Source organism: Streptomyces sp. NBC_00075 (assembly GCF_045041225.1).
In the GTDB taxonomy this organism is placed as follows: domain Bacteria; phylum Actinomycetota; class Actinomycetes; order Streptomycetales; family Streptomycetaceae; genus Streptomyces; species Streptomyces adonidis.
In genome coordinates, this window is record NZ_CP108243.1 from 9,348,427 (window position 1) to 9,365,890 (window position 17,464).

The 17,464-nt window shown below is 70.6% G+C and carries 16 protein-coding genes; 15 read left to right on the forward strand and 1 reads right to left on the reverse strand.

Going from position 1 to position 17,464, the window contains the following annotated elements; translation table 11 throughout:
* The first annotated feature begins 166 nt into the window (after window positions 1-166).
* The 7 genes from aroC to nusB all read left to right on the forward strand — a co-directional run bounded on the left by aroC (window position 167) and on the right by nusB (window position 6,420).
* Window positions 167-1,351, forward strand: coding sequence for a chorismate synthase (gene aroC, locus OG787_RS40975; protein ID WP_369032023.1), 1,185 nt, complete (start codon window positions 167-169; stop codon window positions 1,349-1,351).
* A 29-nt stretch (window positions 1,352-1,380) separates the two neighbouring features.
* Window positions 1,381-1,863, forward strand: coding sequence for a shikimate kinase (locus tag OG787_RS40980; protein ID WP_369032127.1), 483 nt, complete (start codon window positions 1,381-1,383; stop codon window positions 1,861-1,863).
* Complete coding sequence (aroB, locus tag OG787_RS40985) at window positions 1,860-2,954, forward strand: 3-dehydroquinate synthase (RefSeq protein ID WP_369032024.1); 1,095 nt, start codon at window positions 1,860-1,862, stop codon at window positions 2,952-2,954. Before OG787_RS40980 ends, aroB begins: the two co-directional genes overlap by 4 nt.
* A gap of 194 nt (window positions 2,955-3,148) precedes the next feature.
* Window positions 3,149-4,090, forward strand: coding sequence for a Pro-rich N-terminal domain-containing protein (locus OG787_RS40990; protein ID WP_405538664.1), 942 nt, complete (start codon window positions 3,149-3,151; stop codon window positions 4,088-4,090).
* Between the two features lie 177 nt (window positions 4,091-4,267).
* The gene (locus OG787_RS40995; RefSeq protein WP_405538666.1) at window positions 4,268-5,362 is read left to right on the forward strand and encodes a M24 family metallopeptidase; all 1,095 of its coding nucleotides are present in this window, start codon (window positions 4,268-4,270) and stop codon (window positions 5,360-5,362) included.
* Between the two features lie 60 nt (window positions 5,363-5,422).
* Window positions 5,423-5,989 (forward strand): elongation factor P, encoded by a 567-nt coding sequence (gene efp / locus OG787_RS41000; protein ID WP_053744664.1) that lies wholly within the window; start codon window positions 5,423-5,425, stop codon window positions 5,987-5,989.
* Window positions 5,990-5,991: 2 nt separating this feature from the next.
* Window positions 5,992-6,420, forward strand: coding sequence for a transcription antitermination factor NusB (gene nusB / locus OG787_RS41005; protein ID WP_369032027.1), 429 nt, complete (start codon window positions 5,992-5,994; stop codon window positions 6,418-6,420).
* A gap of 242 nt (window positions 6,421-6,662) precedes the next feature.
* Here the strand turns inward: nusB and bldD are convergent, their stop codons facing one another.
* Entirely contained in the window at window positions 6,663-7,163 is a 501-nt protein-coding gene (gene bldD / locus OG787_RS41010) for a transcriptional regulator BldD (RefSeq protein WP_006379429.1), read from the reverse strand.
* A 265-nt stretch (window positions 7,164-7,428) separates the two neighbouring features.
* On the opposite strand from bldD, the gene pyrR reads away from it, so the two are divergent.
* The 8 genes from pyrR to pyrF all read left to right on the forward strand — a co-directional run bounded on the left by pyrR (window position 7,429) and on the right by pyrF (window position 17,413).
* Window positions 7,429-8,010, forward strand: a complete 582-nt coding sequence (gene pyrR, locus OG787_RS41015) for a bifunctional pyr operon transcriptional regulator/uracil phosphoribosyltransferase PyrR (RefSeq protein ID WP_369032028.1) — start codon at window positions 7,429-7,431, stop codon at window positions 8,008-8,010.
* A gap of 105 nt (window positions 8,011-8,115) precedes the next feature.
* A complete protein-coding gene (locus OG787_RS41020; protein ID WP_105975475.1) occupies window positions 8,116-9,093 on the forward strand; it encodes an aspartate carbamoyltransferase catalytic subunit in 978 nt (325 codons plus the stop codon).
* A 5-nt stretch (window positions 9,094-9,098) separates the two neighbouring features.
* Window positions 9,099-10,385 carry a dihydroorotase gene (locus OG787_RS41025; RefSeq protein ID WP_405538670.1) on the forward strand — a complete coding sequence of 429 codons (1,287 nt, stop codon included), beginning with the start codon at window positions 9,099-9,101 and terminating at the stop codon, window positions 10,383-10,385.
* Window positions 10,382-10,957: a hypothetical protein gene (locus OG787_RS41030; protein WP_369032030.1), complete on the forward strand. Its 576-nt coding sequence runs from the start codon at window positions 10,382-10,384 to the stop codon at window positions 10,955-10,957. The genes OG787_RS41025 and OG787_RS41030 overlap by 4 nt, the downstream gene beginning before the upstream one ends.
* Complete coding sequence (gene carA, locus OG787_RS41035) at window positions 10,954-12,096, forward strand: glutamine-hydrolyzing carbamoyl-phosphate synthase small subunit (RefSeq protein ID WP_405538672.1); 1,143 nt, start codon at window positions 10,954-10,956, stop codon at window positions 12,094-12,096. The genes OG787_RS41030 and carA overlap by 4 nt, the downstream gene beginning before the upstream one ends.
* Entirely contained in the window at window positions 12,089-15,397 is a 3,309-nt protein-coding gene (gene carB / locus OG787_RS41040; RefSeq protein ID WP_405538674.1) for a carbamoyl-phosphate synthase large subunit, read from the forward strand. Before carA ends, carB begins: the two co-directional genes overlap by 8 nt.
* A 64-nt stretch (window positions 15,398-15,461) precedes the next feature.
* A complete protein-coding gene (locus tag OG787_RS41045) occupies window positions 15,462-16,571 on the forward strand; it encodes a quinone-dependent dihydroorotate dehydrogenase (RefSeq protein WP_405540725.1) in 1,110 nt (369 codons plus the stop codon).
* Window positions 16,568-17,413 (forward strand): orotidine-5'-phosphate decarboxylase, encoded by an 846-nt coding sequence (gene pyrF / locus OG787_RS41050; protein WP_389359261.1) that lies wholly within the window; start codon window positions 16,568-16,570, stop codon window positions 17,411-17,413. The genes OG787_RS41045 and pyrF overlap by 4 nt, the downstream gene beginning before the upstream one ends.
* The last annotated feature ends 51 nt before the right edge of the window (window positions 17,414-17,464 follow it).

Consider the following 17,464-nt stretch of genomic DNA (forward strand, 5'->3'; position numbering starts at 1 on the left):
CCTGCCGCGTTCCGCGTCCGTCTGCTGGACCGCCGACCAGGTGTCCGGCCCGGACGTGGGAGGATCGGGGGTGGCGGGCCAGGGCCGCGCACCCGGTCACGCCGTCGACGTACGTGAGGACGCGCGTACGCAGGGCAGTACCAGGGCGCGAGTATGAGGAGCACCGTTGAGCAGGTTGCGCTGGTTGACCGCTGGGGAGTCCCACGGTCCCGCACTCGTCGCGACGCTGGAGGGCCTGCCGGCCGGCGTGCCGATCACCACCGAGCTGGTGGCGGACCACCTGGCGCGGCGGCGGCTCGGCTATGGGCGCGGTGCCCGGATGAAGTTCGAGCAGGACGAGATCACCTTCCTCGGCGGCGTACGGCACGGGCTGTCGCTCGGTTCGCCGGTCGCGGTGATGGTCGGCAACACCGAGTGGCCGAAGTGGGAGCAGGTGATGGCGGCCGACCCGGTGGATCCGGAGATCCTGGCCGGTCTCGCCCGCAACGCCCCGCTGACCCGGCCGCGTCCCGGCCACGCCGACCTCGCGGGCATGCAGAAGTACGGCTTCGACGAGGCCCGTCCGATCCTGGAGCGCGCCTCCGCGCGCGAGACGGCGGCCCGGGTGGCGCTGGGCGCGGTCGCCCGGTCGTTCCTGAAGGCGGCGGCCGGGATCGAGATCGTCTCGCACGTCGTCGAACTGGCGGCCGCGAAGGCCCCGTACGGCGTCTACCCCAAGCCCTCCGACGTCGAGAAACTGGACGCGGACCCGGTGCGCTGCCTGGACGCGGACGCGTCGAAGGCGATGGTCGCGGAGATCGACCAGGCCCACAAGGACGGCGACACCCTCGGTGGTGTGGTCGAGGTGCTGGCGTACGGCGTGCCTGTGGGCCTCGGTTCGCATGTGCACTGGGACCGGCGCCTCGACGCCCGCCTCGCCGCCGCCCTGATGGGCATCCAGGCCATCAAGGGCGTCGAGGTCGGCGACGGCTTCGACCTCGCGCGCGTGCCGGGCTCGAAGGCGCACGACGAGATCATCGCCACCGACGACGGCATCCGGCGTGCCACGGGCCGTTCCGGTGGCACCGAGGGCGGTCTGTCCACGGGCGAGCTGCTGCGCGTACGGGCGGCCATGAAGCCGATCGCGACCGTGCCGCGCGCCCTCCAGACCGTCGATGTCGTGACCGGCGAGGCGACGCAGGCCCACCACCAGCGCTCCGACGTGTGTGCGGTCCCGGCCGCCGGGATCGTCGCCGAGGCGATGGTGGCCCTTGTGCTGGCCGACGCGGTCGTGGAGAAGTTCGGCGGCGACAGCGTGCCCGAGACGCGCCGCAACGTGGAGTCGTACCTCGAGCACCTGATCGTCCGGTGAGCGCGGTGCAGATTGTGCTGGTCGGGCCGATGGGCGTCGGCAAGTCCACCGTCGGACGGCTGCTGGCCGAGCGGCTCGGCTGCGCGTACCGGGACACCGACGACGACATCGTCGCCGAGCAGGGCCGCACGATCGCCGACATCTTCGTCGACGAGGGCGAGCCGGTCTTCCGGGCCGTCGAGAAGCAGGCGGTCCAGCGGGCGCTGGCCGAGCACGACGGCGTTCTCGCCCTCGGCGGCGGCTCGATCCTCGACGAGGACACCCGCGAGCTGCTGGCCGGGCACCGCGTCGTCTACCTCTCGATGGACGTCGAGGAAGCGGTCCAGCGCACCGGCCTGAACGCGGCCCGCCCCCTGCTGGCGGTCAATCCGCGCCGGCAGTGGCGGGAGCTGATGGAGGCCCGCCGCCATCTGTACACGGAGGTCGCCCTGGCCGTCGTACCCACCGATGGCCGCACGCCCGAAGAGGTCACCCAAGCCGTCCTGGACGCACTGGAGTTGAAGGAAGCATGAGCAGCGAGGCAGTGACGCGGATCCAGGTCGGCGGCACGGCGGGCAGCGATCCGTACGAGGTCCTGATCGGGCGACAGCTCCTGGAGGAGCTGGGTGGGCTGATCGGACCCCGGGTGAAGCGGGTCGCGGTGATCCACCCCGAGGCGCTCGCCGAGACGGGTGAGGCGCTGCGCGCCGACCTGGCGGGCCAGGGCTTCGAGACGGTCGCCATCCAGGTGCCGAACGCGGAGGAGGCCAAGACCGTCGAGGTGGCCGCCTACTGCTGGAAGGCGCTCGGCCAGTCCGGCTTCACACGGACCGACGTCATCGTCGGTGTCGGCGGCGGGGCGACCACCGACCTGGCCGGGTTCGTGGCCGCGACCTGGCTGCGCGGGGTGCGCTGGATCGCGATCCCGACGACGGTCCTGGCGATGGTGGACGCGGCGGTCGGCGGCAAGACCGGCATCAACACCGCCGAGGGCAAGAACCTCGTCGGCTCCTTCCACCCGCCCGCCGGTGTGCTCTGCGACCTCGCGGCGCTGGACTCGCTCCCGGTCAACGACTACGTGTCCGGGCTCGCGGAGATCATCAAGGCCGGCTTCATCGCCGACCCGGTGATCCTGGAGCTGATCGAGTCCGACCCGCAGGCCGCCCGCACCCCGGCCGGTCCGCACACCGCCGAGCTGATCGAGCGCTCGATCAAGGTGAAGGCGGAGGTCGTCTCCTCGGACCTGAAGGAGTCGGGCCTGCGCGAGATCCTCAACTACGGGCACACGCTCGCGCACGCGATCGAGAAGAACGAGCGCTACCAGTGGCGGCACGGCGCGGCCGTCTCCGTCGGTATGCACTTCGCGGCCGAACTGGGCCGTCTCGCGGGCCGTTTGGACGACGCGACGGCGGACCGCCATCGCACGGTCCTCGAATCCGTGGGCCTGCCGCTGCACTACCGCTACGACCAGTGGCCCAAGCTGCTGGAGACCATGAAGGTCGACAAGAAGTCCCGGGGCGATCTGCTGCGGTTCATCGTCCTGGACGGACTGGCCAAGCCGACCGTCCTGGAGGGACCGGACCCGGCCGTCCTCCTCGCCGCCTACGGCGAAGTGGGGGAGTAGCTCCCGACTCGGGCGCTTGGCCCGATTCGCCTGTGGTGACGGGCACTTGAGACCGCCCCGGGCCGTTCACCAAACGGCGGCCCGGGACGGTACCGTTCGGTTGGGGGTCCCCCACGCCTTTCGGGCAGTGGGGGAGAGCGGGGTCCGTGCCCCTAGCCAGCGCCAATTGCCTGTACGAGATGGAGTGGCACCGGATGCAGCACGCAGTGGGGTCTCCGCTGCCGCCGCCCCACCAGCCGGGGCAAGGACCGGACGCCGACTGGTCGTCGGCCGCACCGCACGCGGGGCAGCAGCCCCCGGGCGCGCACCCGGGTTCCGCACCCCCGAACCGGCCGCCCGCCCCGGCTCCGGTCTACACCGGGGGTGCGCCCTCGGGCCCGGGCTCGGTCTACACGGGGGGAGCCCCGTCGGGCCCCGGCCCGCAGGCACCGCATCCGCCGGTCCCCCAGCACGCTCCCGTTCCGCAGCACGTCCCCGTGCCGCCTCCGCCGGACACCACCGGCCATGTGCCGTTGCCGCAGGGCGACTTCGTCCCGACGCCGGGCTCGCCGCCCGCGACGGGCGCGCTCGATCCGGCCTCCGCGCCCCTCGCCGTGCTGCTGATCGGCCCCGCGGGTGCGGGGAAGACCAGCGTCGCGAAGTACTGGGCGGACCATCGCCGGGTGCCTACGGCGCACATCAGCCTCGATGACGTCCGCGAGTGGGTGCGTTCGGGCTTCGCCGATCCGCAGTCGGGGTGGAACGACCACTCCGAGGCGCAGTATCGTCTCGCCCGCCGCACCTGCGGCTTCGCCGCCCGCAACTTCCTGGCCAACGGGATCTCGTGCATCCTCGACGACGCGGTGTTCCCGGACCGGCCGGTGGTGGGCCTGGGCGGCTGGAAGCGGCACGTGGGGCCCGGTCTGCTCCCGGTGGTCCTCCTCCCCGGCCTGGAGATCGTCCTGGAGCGCAACGCCGAACGCTCCGGCAACCGTCGCCTGACGGACGAGGAGGTTGCCCGCATCCACGGTCGGATGGCGGGCTGGTACGGGTCCGGCCTCCCGATCATCGACAACTCCCAGCTGGACGTACCGGCGACGGCGCGGGTCCTGGACGACGTCCTCGCACGCCTGGTGGCCAGCCCGCCCAAGTGGTAGCGCAGGGTACGCCGGGCGGTGGGTGCGTGCCTGCCGCGCACTGACCGGTAGCTGCCGGGCCCGGGTGGTCCGAACGAGTGATCGCCCCCGCGAAGAAACTCTGTGGTCGCGTTCACGTGCCGCCCACTCGGCCCCCTCCGACCGGCGGCCAGCCGTTCGCGCTCTTACGCTCGGGGCATGTCAGAGGCGTACGCGGCGCGTAGAGCGCGGCTTCGGGAGCGGTGTCACGCGGGTGGCAGTGCGGGGGCGCTGGTCTCCCGTGCCGCCAATGTGCGGTACCTCGCGGGCACGGCCCCGCAGGGAGCCGTACTGCTGCTGGGAAAGCGTGAGGATCTGCTCGTGTGCGCGGGGACCGTCGAGGGCGGCCGTCCCGACGACGTCCTGCGGGTGCATGAGCTGTCCGTGCCGAGCGGTGACCCGGCCGTCGCCGCCGCGGATCTCGCCGCCGCTCAAGGGGCGGAGTCCCTCGCCGTCGAGGAGCATCACCTGACCGTGGCCCGGTATCGGGCCATCGGGTCCGTCGCGCCCAGGCTGCGCCTTGCCGACCTCGGTGGCGCCGTCGAGCAGCTCCGGGTGGTGAAGGACGAGGAGGAGATCGCCTGTCTGCGGATCGGCGCCGAGATCGCCGACCAGGCGCTCGGTGAACTCCTGGAGTCCATCCTCGTGGGGCGTACGGAGCGGCATCTCGCCCTTGAACTGGAGCGGCGGCTCGTCGACCACGGCGCCGATGGGCCCGCCTTCGCCACCGCCGTCGCAACCGGGCCGAATTCCGGGCGACGGGGGCATCGGCCCACCGATCGGCGCGTGGAGGAAGGCGACTTTCTCTCTGTTTGCCTCGGCGCCGTCTATCGCGGCTACCGCTGCGAGATCGGCCGTACGTTTGTCATCGGCACCTCGCCCGCCGACTGGCAGATCGAGCTGTACGACCTCGTCTTCGCAGCCCAGCGGGCCGGACGCGAGGCCCTGGCACCCGGCGCCGCCTACCGTGACGTGGACCGTGCGGCCCGCCAGGTGCTGGACTCCGCGGGGTACGCGGACCGCCTTCCGGACCTCACCGGACACGGTGTCGGACTCGAAATCGAGGAGGACCCGCAGCTCGCCCCCGCAGCCATGGGTAAACTGGACGCTTGCGTGCCGGTCACCGTCGAACCGGGGGTCCACCTCCCGGGCCGGGGCGGTGTCCGGATCGATGACACGCTCGTCGTACGCCCCGAGGCGGACGGCGGACCCGAGCTACTTACCATCACGACCAAGGAACTGCTCGCGCTCTAGCCTTGAAGCTGTCGCGTCTGCCCCGGGGTCGTCCACGTCAGTCCAGGAGATTCCGCAACCGTGGCTTCCACGAACGACCTCAAGAACGGCCTGGTGCTCAAGCTCGACGGGGGCCAGCTCTGGTCCGTCGTCGAGTTCCAGCACGTCAAGCCCGGCAAGGGCCCGGCCTTCGTGCGCACCAAGCTGAAGAACGTGCTCTCCGGCAAGGTCGTCGACAAGACGTTCAACGCCGGTGTCAAGGTCGAGACGGCCACTGTCGACAAGCGCGACATGCAGTTCTCGTACATGGACGGCGAGTACTTCGTCTTCATGGACATGGAGACGTACGACCAGCTCATGGTGGACCGCAAGGCCGTCGCCGACGCCGCCAACTTCCTGATCGAGGGCTTCACCGCCACGGTCGCCCAGCACGAGGGCGAGGTGCTCTTCGTCGAGCTGCCGGCCGCCGTCGAGCTGGTCGTCCAGGAGACCGAGCCCGGTGTCCAGGGCGACCGCTCCACCGGCGGCACCAAGCCCGCCACGCTGGAGACCGGCCACCAGATCCAGGTCCCGCTCTTCATCACCACCGGTGAGAAGATCAAGGTCGACACCCGTACGAGCGACTACCTCGGCCGGGTGAACAGCTAACCGTGGCTGCCCGCAACACGGCCCGCAAGCGTGCCTTCCAGATCCTCTTCGAAGGCGACCAGCGCGGGGCCGATGTCCAGAGGGTCCTCGGGGACTGGATCCGGCTCTCCCGGGCCGACACCCGCCAGCCCCCGGTCAGCGAGTACACGATGCAGCTCGTCGAGGGCTACGCGCAGCACGCGAAGCGCATCGACGAGCTGATCTCGCAGTACTCGGTCGGCTGGACGCTCGACAGGATGCCGGTCGTCGACCGCAACATCCTGCGCCTCGGTGCCTACGAGCTGATCTGGGTCGACGAGACCCCGGACGCCGTCGTCCTCGACGAGATGGTGCAGCTGGCGAAGGAGTTCTCGACGGACGAGTCGCCCTCGTTCGTCAACGGCCTCCTCGGCCGGTTCAAGGACCTGAAGTCCTCGCTGCGCCGCGAATAGCTCCGCTGGATACGCCGGGGAACTGCGGTCGTATGTGATCTGCGGGCCGCCTGTGGCCGGTCGCGCAGCCTTCCGGGCGCGGACTCGCCGGAGGGCCCACAGCGACACGCTGTGGGCCCTCCGGCGATGTGTGTACCCCTGGGGCCCTCCAGGCCCGTAGAACGCCGTCGGGGTGGCCCGAACCCATAGGTTCCGGCCACCCCGACGGCACGTTTCTGCTCAACGGCTGAAAGCCGTCGGGCTCAGCCCTCCTCGTGGGAGACGGCGCGGCGCGCGTCCGCGTCCAGAACACCCCAGCTGATCAGCTGCTCGGTCAGGACCGAGGGCGACTGGTCGTAGATGACGGCGAGGGTGCGCAGGTCGTCCTGGCGGATCGACAGCACCTTGCCGTTGTAGTCGCCGCGCTGCGACTGGATCGTCGCGGCGTAGCGCTGGAGGGGGCCCGCCTTCTCGGCCGGCACATGGGCCAGCCGCTCAAGGTCGAGGACGAGCTTCGGCGGCGGCTCGGCGGCCCCGCCCGGCGTGGTGCCCGGCAGCAGCTCCTGCACCGGAACCCCGTAGAAATCCGCCAGCTCGGCGAGGCGCTGTACGGTCACGGCACGATCGCCGCGCTCGTACGAACCGACCACGACCGCCTTCCAGCGTCCCTGGGACTTCTCCTCGACACCGTGGAGGGAAAGGCCCTGCTGGGTGCGGATCGCCCGGAGCTTGGCCCCGAGCTGTTTGGCGTATTCGCTGGACATATAGCTCCCGGACACAGTGTCGACGTGCGGACGAGCCGCGCGGCTGGTGACTCACTGTGAGGTTACGCAGCGTTACTCTTCCCCGTCAAGCCGAACGGGTCGGCCCGGCTCCTCCACGGTGGGCGACATGCGGTTACGGCAGACGGGTGACGTATGGCGCCAGTGGGGTGAACAGGGATGTTGCGTGGACTGGTACCGTGGTTGGCGCAATTCCGACGTCCTTTAATGATCCGTCCTGTGAGGCGGAGAAGGAGGTCCGTTTCCTATGGACTCTGAGCAGGACAAGCAGCAGTACGAGGCCGACGCACGGCCCGTTCTGGAAGCCCCCGACATCGCGCGGGTACTGACCCGCATCGCCCACGAGATCGTCGAACGCGCCAAGGGCGCCGACGACGTGGTGCTCCTCGGCATCCCGACCCGGGGCGTCTTCCTCGCCCAGCGGCTCGCCGCCAAGCTGGCCGAGATCACCGACCGAAAGATCCCGGTCGGCTCACTCGACATCACCATGTACCGCGACGACCTGCGCATGCACCCGCCGCGCGCGCTGGCCCGTACGGACATCCCCGGTGACGGCCTCGACGGCAGACTGGTCGTCCTCGTCGACGACGTGCTCTTCTCCGGCCGCACCATCCGCGCCGCCCTCGACGCCCTGAACGACATCGGGCGCCCGCGCGCGGTGCAGCTCGCGGTCCTCGTCGACCGAGGCCACCGCGAACTGCCCATCCGCGCCGACTACGTCGGCAAGAACCTCCCCACGTCGTTGCGGGAGACGGTCAAGGTCCAGCTCGCCGAGGAGGACGGTCGGGACACCGTCCTGCTCGGTGCGAAGCGGACCGCCCAGCAGTAGCACGCGCGCGTGCGGCCCCGCGCCGTACGTCCCCTCGCGATGCCCCTGCCTGCCCGGAATCTCCCGAACTTCCTTACGGATGAACTTCCTTACGGAGCCTGAAAGATGCAGCGTCATCTCATCTCGGCCGCCGACCTCACCCGCGACGACGCCGTCCTGATCCTCGACACCGCCGAGGAGATGGCCCGGGTCGCCGACCGGCCGATCAAGAAACTGCCGACCCTGCGCGGCCGCACCGTCGTCAACCTCTTCTTCGAGGACTCCACGCGGACCCGGATCTCCTTCGAGGCCGCCGAGAAGCGCCTCTCCGCCGACGTCATCAACTTCACCGCCAAGGGGTCGAGCGTCTCCAAGGGCGAGTCCCTGAAGGACACCGCCCAGACCCTCGAAGCCATGGGCGTCGACGCGGTCGTCATCCGGCACGGCGCCTCCGGGGCCCCGTACCGGCTCGCCACCTCCGGCTGGATCGACGCGGCCGTCATCAACGCCGGGGACGGGACGCATCAGCACCCGACGCAGGCGCTGCTGGACGCCTTCACCATGCGCCGCCGGCTCGTCGGGCGGGACGCGGGCATCGGCCAGGACCTCGCCGGCAAGCGGATCACCCTGGTCGGCGACATCCTGCACAGCCGCGTCGCCCGCTCCAACGTCGACCTGCTGCACACCCTCGGCGCCGAGGTCACCCTCGTCGCCCCGCCGACCCTGGTGCCGGTCGGCGTAGAGGCCTGGCCCTGCGAGGTCTCTTACGACCTGGACAGCACCCTTCCGAAGTCCGACGCGGTGATGCTGCTGCGCGTCCAGCGGGAGCGTATGAACGCCGCGTTCTTCCCGACCGAGCGCGAGTACTCGCGGCGCTACGGCCTCGACGGCGACCGCATGGCGCGGATGCCGGAGCACGCCATCGTGATGCACCCCGGGCCCATGGTCCGCGGTATGGAGATCACCGCCGAGGTCGCCGACTCCGAGCGCTGCACGGCGATCGAACAGGTCACCAATGGTGTCTCCATCCGGATGGCCGTGCTCTATCTGCTGCTCGGCGGCAACGAACCCGCCGTCACCCACACCCGTACCGAGGAGAAGTAAGACACATGGGCAAGATCCTTATTCGTGGTGCGCGGGTGCTCGGCGGCGAGCCGCAGGACGTCCTCATCGACGGCGAGACCATCGCCGCGATCGGTGCCGGGCTGTCCGAGGAGGGCGCCGAGGTCGTCGAGGCCGACGGCAAGGTGCTGCTCCCCGGGCTCGTCGATCTGCACACGCATCTGCGGGAGCCGGGGCGCGAGGACTCCGAGACCGTGCTGACCGGGACCCGGGCGGCGGCGAGCGGCGGCTTCACGGCCGTGTTCGCCATGGCCAACACCTTCCCGGTCGCCGACACCGCCGGTGTGGTCGAGCAGGTCTACCGGCTCGGGCAGGAACACGGCTACTGCGACGTCCAGCCCATCGGGGCCGTCACGGTCGGGCTTGAAGGCAAGAAGCTCGCCGAGCTGGGCGCCATGCACGAGTCCGCCGCCGGGGTCACCGTCTTCTCCGACGACGGCAAGTGCGTCGACGACGCCGTGATCATGCGGCGCGCCCTGGAGTACGTGAAGGCCTTCGGCGGGGTCGTCGCCCAGCACGCGCAGGAGCCGCGGCTGACCGAGGGCGCCCAGATGAACGAGGGCGTCGTCTCGGCCGAGCTGGGGCTCGGGGGCTGGCCCGCGGTCGCCGAGGAGTCGGTCATCGCGCGCGATGTGCTGCTCGCCGAGCACGTCGGCTCCCGCGTCCACATCTGCCACCTCTCGACCGCCGGGTCCGTCGAGATCGTCCGCTGGGCCAAGTCCCGGGGCATCGACGTCACCGCCGAGGTGACCCCGCACCACCTCCTGCTCACCGACGAACTGGTCCGGACGTACAACCCGGTCTACAAGGTCAACCCGCCCCTGCGCACCGAACGCGACGTGCTGGCCCTGCGCGAGGCGCTCGCCGACGGCACGATCGACATCGTCGCCACCGACCACGCCCCGCACCCGCACGAGGACAAGGACTGCGAGTGGGCCGCCGCCGCCATGGGCATGGTCGGCCTGGAGACCGCGTTGTCAGTGGTCCAGGAGACGATGGTGGACACCGGACTGCTGGACTGGGCGACCGTCGCCGACCGTATGTCCTTCGCCCCCGCGCGCATCGGGCGGGCGACGGGCCACGGCCGCCCCGTCTCGGCAGGTGAGCCCGCCAACCTCACGCTCGTCGACACGGCATACCGTGGGTCCGTGGACCCCGCGGGCTTCGCCTCCCGCAGCCGCAACACCCCGTACGAGGGCCGTGAGCTGCCGGGCCGTGTCACGCACACGTGGCTCCGGGGCAAGGCCACGCTCGTCGACGGGAAGCTCGCGTGACATCACTGCCGGATTTGACGTACATCGCCGCCGAACAGAAGTCGGCCGAGGTGACCGACTGGGCCGCCCGCGTGGGCTGGCTGGTCGGGCTCGCGCTCTTCGTCGCGCTCATCTACTGGCTGATGCGCGAGGGCTGGAAGTGGCGCGGCACGCTCCAGGGCGACCTGCCCGAGCTGCCCGCCGCGCCGGACGAGCCCGGTGAGGCGAGACTGACGATGAGCGGGCGCTACCACGGCTCCACCACCGCGGGGCAGTGGCTGGACCGCATCGTGGCGCACGGCCTCGGCACCCGCAGCCGGGTCGAGCTGACGCTCACGGACGCGGGACTGGACGTCGTACGCCCCGGGGCAGCCGACTTCTTCGTCCCCCTGGAGGCCCTGCGCGAGGCCCGGCTCGACAAGGGCATCGCCGGCAAGGTCCTCACCGAGGGCGGCCTGCTGGTCGTCACCTGGGCGCACGGCGAACGGCTGATCGACTCCGGGTTCCGCTCCGACACCGCGGCCGAGCACAACGAGTGGGTCCGCACCCTGAACCAGATGATCAACAAGACGGAAACGGAAGGCGCACGATGACGACCTCCACCAGGGGAGCCAGCAAGGCTCCCGCCGTACTCGTCCTGGAGGACGGCCGGATCTTCCGCGGCCGGGCCTACGGGGCCGTGGGGGTGACCTTCGGAGAGGCCGTCTTCTCGACCGGCATGACCGGCTACCAGGAGACCCTCACCGACCCGTCGTACCACCGCCAGGTGGTCGTCATGACCGCCCCGCACATCGGCAACACCGGCGTCAACGACGAGGACCCCGAGTCGCAGCGCATCTGGGTCGCGGGCTATGTCGTACGGGACCCCGCGCGCGTGCCCTCCAACTGGCGCTCCCGGCGCTCCCTCGACGAGGAGCTGCGGAAGCAGGGCGTGGTCGGCGTCTCCGGCATCGACACGCGCGCGTTGACGCGTCATCTGCGTGAGCGCGGTGCCATGCGCGTCGGCATCTTCTCCGGCAACGCGCTGCCCGACGACGGCACGATGCTCGCCGAGGTGCGCCAGGCCCCCGAGATGAAGGGCGCCGACCTCTCGGCCGAGGTCGCCACCAAGGAGGCGTACGTCGTCCCCGCGATCGGCACCAAGAAGTACACCGTCGCCGCCGTCGACCTCGGCATCAAGGGCATGACCCCGCACCGGATGGCCGAGCGCGGCATCGAGGTGCACGTACTGCCCGCCACGGCGACCGTGGAGGACGTGTACGCCGTCAACCCCGACGGGGTGTTCTTCTCCAACGGGCCGGGCGACCCGGCCACCGCGGACCACCCGGTCTCCGTCATGCAGGCGGTCCTGGAGCGCGGTACGCCGCTCTTCGGCATCTGCTTCGGCAACCAGATCCTGGGGCGTGCCCTCGGCTTCGGCACGTACAAGCTGAAGTACGGCCACCGGGGCATCAACCAGCCCGTGCAGGACCGGACGACCGGCAAGGTCGAGGTCACCGCCCACAACCACGGCTTCGCCGTCGACGCGCCGCTCGACAAGATCTCCGAGACGCCGTTCGGGCGCGCCGAGGTCTCGCACGTCTGTCTGAACGACCAGGTCGTGGAAGGCCTTCGGCTGCTCGACCGGCCCGCGTTCAGCGTCCAGTACCACCCCGAGGCGGCAGCGGGCCCGCACGACGCCGCCTACCTGTTCGACCGCTTCACCGCACTGATGGAGGGCCAGCGTGCCTAAGCGCACCGATATCCAGTCCGTCCTGGTCATCGGCTCCGGCCCGATCGTCATCGGCCAGGCCGCCGAGTTCGACTACTCCGGCACCCAGGCCTGCCGCATCCTGCGCGCCGAGGGCCTCCGGGTCATCCTGGTCAACTCCAACCCGGCGACGATCATGACCGACCCGGAGATCGCCGACGCCACCTACGTCGAGCCGATCACCCCCGAGTTCGTCGAGAAGATCATCGCCAAGGAGCGCCCGGACGCGCTCCTGCCCACCCTGGGCGGTCAGACGGCTCTGAACACCGCGATCTCCATGCACGAGCAGGGTGTGCTGGAGAAGTACGGTGTCGAGCTGATCGGCGCCAACGTCGAGGCGATCAACAAGGGCGAGGACCGCGACCTCTTCAAGGGCGTCGTCGAGGCCGTCCGCGCGAAGATCGGGCACGGCGAGTCCGCCCGCTCGGTCATCTGCCACTCCATGGACGACGTCATCGCGGGCGTCGACACGCTCGGCGGCTACCCCGTCGTCGTCCGCCCCTCCTTCACCATGGGCGGCGCCGGCTCCGGCTTCGCCCACGACGAGGAGGAGCTGCGCCGCATTGCCGGCCAGGGCCTGACCTTGTCTCCGACCACCGAGGTGCTCCTGGAGGAGTCCATCCTCGGCTGGAAGGAGTACGAGCTGGAGCTGATGCGCGACAAGAACGACAACGTCGTCGTCGTCTGTTCCATCGAGAACTTCGACCCCATGGGCGTGCACACCGGCGACTCGATCACCGTCGCGCCCTCGATGACGCTGACCGACCGCGAGTACCAGCGCCTCCGCGACATCGGCATCGCGATCATCCGCGAGGTCGGGGTCGACACCGGTGGCTGCAACATCCAGTTCGCGGTCAACCCGGACGACGGCCGCATCATCGTCATCGAGATGAACCCGCGCGTGTCGCGTTCCTCGGCCCTCGCGTCGAAGGCGACCGGCTTCCCGATCGCCAAGATCGCCGCCAAGCTCGCCGTCGGCTACACGCTCGACGAGATCCCGAACGACATCACGGAGAAGACCCCGGCGTCCTTCGAACCGACGCTCGACTATGTGGTGGTGAAGGCTCCGCGCTTCGCCTTCGAGAAGTTCCCGTCCGCCGACTCCACCCTCACCACCACCATGAAGTCGGTCGGCGAGGCCATGGCCATCGGCCGCAACTTCACCGAGGCCCTCCAGAAGGCGCTGCGGTCGCTGGAGAAGAAGGGCAGCCAGTTCACCTTCGTCGGCGAGCCCGGCGAGAAGGGAGAGCTGCTGGCCGAGTCCGTACGGCCGACCGACGGGCGTATCAACACCGTCATGCAGGCCATCCGCGCGGGCGCCACGCCCGAGGAGGTCTTCGACGCCACGAAGATCGACCCGTGGTTCGTCGACCAGCTGTTCCTGATCAAGGAGATCGCGGACGAGCTGGCCGAGGCGGAGCGGCTGAACCCCGAACTCCTGGCCGAGGCGAAGCGGCACGGCTTCTCCGACCAGCAGATCGGCGAGATCCGGGGCCTGCGCGAGGACGTCGTGCGCGAGGTGCGGCACGCGCTGGGCGTGCGCCCGGTGTACAAGACGGTCGACACGTGCGCCGCCGAGTTCGCGGCCAAGACGCCGTACTTCTACTCCTCGTACGACGAGGAGACGGAGGTGGCGAGCCGCGAGAAGCCGGCCGTGATCATCCTCGGCTCCGGCCCCAACCGCATCGGTCAGGGCATCGAGTTCGACTACTCCTGTGTCCACGCCTCCTTCGCGTTGAGCGACGCGGGCTACGAGACCGTGATGGTCAACTGCAACCCCGAGACCGTCTCCACGGACTACGACACCTCCGACCGCCTGTACTTCGAGCCGCTGACGCTGGAAGACGTGCTGGAGATCGTCCACGCGGAGTCCCTGGCCGGTCCGATCGCGGGCGTGATCGTGCAGCTCGGCGGCCAGACCCCGCTGGGCCTCGCGCAGGCCCTCAAGGACAACGGCGTACCGGTCGTGGGCACCCCGCCCGAGGCCATCCACGCCGCCGAGGACCGGGGCGCCTTCGGCCGGGTCCTCGCGGAGGCGGGCCTCCCGGCCCCCAAGCACGGCACGGCGACCACCTTCGCCGAGGCCAAGGCCATCGCCGACGAGATCGGCTACCCGGTCCTGGTACGGCCGTCGTACGTCCTCGGCGGGCGCGGCATGGAGATCGTGTACGACGAGACCCGGCTGTCGTCCTACATCGCCGAGTCGACCGAGATCAGCCCCTCCCGGCCGGTCCTGGTCGACCGCTTCCTCGACGACGCGATCGAGATCGACGTCGACGCCCTGTACGACGGCGAGGAGCTGTACCTCGGCGGCGTCATGGAGCACATCGAGGAGGCCGGTATCCACTCCGGCGACTCGGCGTGCGCCCTGCCCCCGATCACCCTCGGCGGCTTCGACATCAAGCGGCTGCGGACCTCGACCGAGGCCATCGCGCGCGGGGTCGGCGTCCGCGGTCTGATCAACATCCAGTTCGCGCTGGCCGGCGACATCCTGTACGTCCTGGAGGCCAACCCGCGCGCGTCCCGTACGGTCCCCTTCACCTCGAAGGCGACCGCGGTGCCGCTCGCGAAGGCCGCCGCCCGGATCTCGCTCGGCGCGACCGTCGCCGAACTGCGGGCCGAGGGACTGCTCCCGGCGACCGGCGACGGCGGCGAACTGCCGCTGGACGCGCCGATCTCCGTCAAGGAGGCCGTCATGCCCTGGAACCGCTTCCGGGACACCTCCGGGCGGGGCGTCGACACCGTGCTCGGCCCCGAGATGCGGTCCACCGGCGAGGTCATGGGCATCGACTCCGTCTTCGGCACGGCGTACGCCAAGTCGCAGGCGGGGGCGTACGGCCCGCTGCCCACGAAGGGGCGCGCGTTCATCTCGGTCGCCAACCGGGACAAGCGTTCGATGATCTTCCCGGCCCGTGAACTGGTCGCCCACGGCTTCGAGCTGCTGGCCACCTCCGGTACGGCCGAGGTCCTCCGGCGCAACGGCCTCACCGCGAAGGTCGTCCGCAAGCAGAACGAGGGCACCGGCCCGAACGGCGAGAAGACCATCGTCCAGCTCATCCACGACGGCGAGGTCGACCTCATCGTCAACACCCCGTACGGCACCGGAGGCCGCCTCGACGGCTACGAGATCCGTACGGCCGCCGTGGCGCGCTCCGTGCCCTGCCTGACGACCGTCCAGGCGCTCGCCGCGGCCGTCCAGGGCATCGACGCCCTCAACCGCGGTGACGTGGGAGTGCGTTCGCTCCAGGAACACGCCGAACATCTGACCGCGGCCCGCGACTAGCAGCCCTGAGGGGGACACCGGAAACGGTGTCCCCCTCTTCATGAGGTTCATGAGGGACACCATCATGTACAAGCTTTTCTTCCGTCTGGTCTTCACCCGGATGGACCCCGAAGAGGCCCACTACCTCGCCTTCCGCTGGATCCGCCTCGCCGCCCGGGTCCCCGTCCTCCGGACCTTCGTCGCCGCCTCTCTCGCACCCCGGTACGAGGAACTGCGCACCGAGGCCTTCGGGCTGCGGATGCACGGGCCCTTCGGGCTCGCGGCCGGCTTCGACAAGAACGCGGTCGCGGTCGACGGGATGTCGATGCTCGGCTTCGACCACGTCGAGATCGGCACGGTCACGGGCGAGCCGCAGCCAGGCAACCCCAAGAAGCGGCTGTTCCGCCTTGTGCCGGACCGGGCGCTCATCAACCGCATGGGGTTCAACAACGAGGGTTCGCTGGCCGTGGCGGCCCGTCTGGCGACCCGCGAGGCGGTCTTCCGGACCGTCGTCGGCGTCAACATCGGCAAGACCAAGGTCGTCCCCGAGGACGAGGCCGTCGCCGACTACGTGAAGTCGACCGAGCGGCTCGCCGCGTACGCCGACTACCTCGTCGTCAACGTCAGCTCGCCCAACACGCCCGGCCTGCGCAACCTCCAGGCCACCGAGGCGCTGCGCCCGCTGCTCAGCGCCGTCCGCGAGGCCGCCGACCGTACGGTGACCTCGCGCCGGGTCCCGCTGCTGGTGAAGATCGCGCCCGACCTCGCCGACGAGGACGTGGACGCCGTCGCCGACCTCGCCGTCGAACTCGGTCTGGACGGGATCATCGCCACGAACACCACCATCGCGCGCGAGGGACTCGGCCTGACCTCCGACCCCACCCTGGTGAAGGAGACCGGCGGCCTCTCCGGCGCACCCCTGAAGGCACGCTCCCTGGAGGTGCTGCGCCGCCTCTACGCGCGCGTGGGCGACCGGATCACCCTGGTGGGCGTCGGCGGCATCGAGAACGCCGAGGACGCCTGGCAGCGCATCCTCGCCGGTGCCACCCTCGTACAGGGCTACAGCGCGTTCGTCTACGAGGGCCCCTTCTGGGGCCGCGCGATCCACAAGGGGCTCGCCGCCCGCCTCCGTACGAGCCCGTACGCCACGCTCGCCGACGCGGTCGGCGCCGACACAAGGAAGAAGACGGCATGACGGTCCTGGAACCCTTCGGCGCCCGGCTGCGCCGCGCCATGGACGAGCGCGGCCCGCTCTGCGTCGGCATCGACCCGCACTCCTCGCTGCTCCTCGACTGGGGGCTGAACGACGACGTCGCCGGCCTGGAGCGGTTCAGCCGCACCGTCGTCGAAGCGCTGGCCGGGCGGGTCGCCGTGCTCAAGCCGCAGAGCGCGTTCTTCGAGCGGTTCGGGTCGCGCGGGGTCGCCGTACTGGAGAAGTCGGTCCAGGAGGCGCGGGAGGCCGGCGCCCTGGTCGTGATGGACGCCAAGCGCGGTGACATCGGCTCCACCATGGCCGCGTACGCCGCAGCCTTCCTGGAGAAGGGCGCCCCGCTGTTCTCGGACGCGCTCACCGTGTCGCCGTATCTCGGCTACGGCTCCCTGAAGCCGGCGGTCGAGCTCGCGCGGGAGAGCGGCGCGGGCCTGTTCGTGCTGGCGCTGACGTCCAATCCCGAGGGCGGTCAGGTGCAGCACGCCGTCCGCGAGGACGGGCTGAACGTCGGCGCGACCATGCTGGCGTACCTCGCCGCGGAGAACGCGGGGGAGCGGCCCATGGGGTCCTTCGGGGCAGTCGTCGGGGCCACGCTCGGTGACCTCTCGTCCTACGACCTCGACATCAACGGACCTCTCCTCGCGCCCGGAGTCGGTGCCCAGGGGGCGACCCCGGCCGACCTTCCCGGGGTGTTCGGGGCCGCCCTGCGCAACGTGGTTCCGAACATCAGCCGAGGTGTTCTGCGTCACGGTCCCGAACTCGTCGCTCTGCGGGACGCGTCGGACCGGTTCGCCGACGAGATCCGGGCCGCAGTGGCCGCGACCTGAGCATTCGCACACTTCGGCGGAGTCCTCCGATGAGTGACTCCGGGTCGCCTT